This window comes from Pedobacter cryoconitis, assembly GCF_014207135.1.
Taxonomy (GTDB): Bacteria; Bacteroidota; Bacteroidia; order Sphingobacteriales; family Sphingobacteriaceae; genus Pedobacter; species Pedobacter cryoconitis_D.
The window spans coordinates 3,511-5,432 of record NZ_JACHCC010000022.1 but is presented as its reverse complement, the minus strand read 5'-3'; the positions used below and the strand labels follow the sequence as shown (position 1 = coordinate 5,432).

Annotated in this window: 1 rRNA gene; it reads left to right on the top strand. The window is 47.2% G+C overall.

Annotated elements, in window-relative coordinates:
- Positions 1–346: 346 nt before the first annotated feature.
- Positions 347–1,868 (top strand): 16S ribosomal RNA (locus HDF25_RS25645).
- The last annotated feature ends 54 nt before the right edge of the window (positions 1,869–1,922 follow it).

Here is a 1,922-nt window from a genome sequence, read left to right as displayed (position 1 = left end):
TAAAAAAGATTCCTACCTTTGCAGTCCCAACAAAAAGGGAAAGATTCTTAACGGATGTTAAGGGTTCTAAAAAACAAGATTGAAACGATGAATTGAAGAGAGTAAAACAGGAACAATAAGACCTGAGGCGCTGGAAACGAAACATTGCAACATATATAGGTAACCGTGAGGTACTACCGAGAAGTTCATTAAAGAGATGTCATTTACAAACGTAGCGAGGTAAACTAGTACAAGTTCAAAGTACATGAACCGCGCAAGTTTTTTAAGTCTATTCTGACAGACAAATAAGAATAAAGACTATTATTAATACAAGTTAAGAATGGTCAGCGTTCAAACACAACATTTTACAATGGAGAGTTTGATCCTGGCTCAGGATGAACGCTAGCGGCAGGCCTAATACATGCAAGTCGAACGATACCTTTTAGCTTGCTAGAAGGGAAAGTGGCGCACGGGTGCGTAACGCGTATGCAACCTACCTTAATCAGGGGGATAGCCCGAAGAAATTCGGATTAACACCGCATAAAATCACAGTACAGCATTGTACAATGATCAAATATTTATAGGATTAAGATGGGCATGCGTGACATTAGTTAGTTGGCGGGGTAACGGCCCACCAAGACCACGATGTCTAGGGGATCTGAGAGGATGACCCCCCACACTGGTACTGAGACACGGACCAGACTCCTACGGGAGGCAGCAGTAAGGAATATTGGTCAATGGAGGCAACTCTGAACCAGCCATGCCGCGTGCAGGAAGACAGCCCTCTGGGTCGTAAACTGCTTTTATTCGGGAATAAACCTACTTACGTGTAAGTAGCTGAATGTACCGAAGGAATAAGGATCGGCTAACTCCGTGCCAGCAGCCGCGGTAATACGGAGGATCCAAGCGTTATCCGGATTTATTGGGTTTAAAGGGTGCGTAGGCGGCTTTTTAAGTCAGGGGTGAAAGACGGTGGCTCAACCATCGCAGTGCCCTTGATACTGAAGAGCTTGAATGAATTAGAGGTAGGCGGAATGTGACAAGTAGCGGTGAAATGCATAGATATGTCACAGAACACCGATTGCGAAGGCAGCTTACTATGATTTTATTGACGCTGAGGCACGAAAGCGTGGGGATCAAACAGGATTAGATACCCTGGTAGTCCACGCCCTAAACGATGAATACTCGCTGTTAGCGATACACAGTTAGCGGCTAAGCGAAAGCGTTAAGTATTCCACCTGGGGAGTACGGTCGCAAGATTGAAACTCAAAGGAATTGACGGGGGCCCGCACAAGCGGAGGAGCATGTGGTTTAATTCGATGATACGCGAGGAACCTTACCCGGGCTTGAAAGTTAGTGAATCATTTAGAGATAGATGAGTCCGCAAGGACACGAAACTAGGTGCTGCATGGCTGTCGTCAGCTCGTGCCGTGAGGTGTTGGGTTAAGTCCCGCAACGAGCGCAACCCCTATGTTTAGTTGCCAGCACGTCATGGTGGGGACTCTAAACAGACTGCCTGTGCAAACAGAGAGGAAGGAGGGGACGACGTCAAGTCATCATGGCCCTTACGTCCGGGGCTACACACGTGCTACAATGGATGGTACAGAGGGCAGCAAGCTGGTAACAGCAAGCAAATCTCCAAAAGCCATTCACAGTTCGGATAGAGGTCTGCAACTCGACCTCTTGAAGTTGGATTCGCTAGTAATCGTATATCAGCAATGATACGGTGAATACGTTCCCGGGCCTTGTACACACCGCCCGTCAAGCCATGGAAGTTGGGGGTACCTAAAGTATGTAACCGCAAGGAGCGTCCTAGGGTAAAACCGATAACTGGGGCTAAGTCGTAACAAGGTAGCCGTACCGGAAGGTGCGGCTGGAATACCTCCTTTCTGGAGAAAGGTAGACTACCCGCTACGTAAATGATATAACGATCGTTATATAGT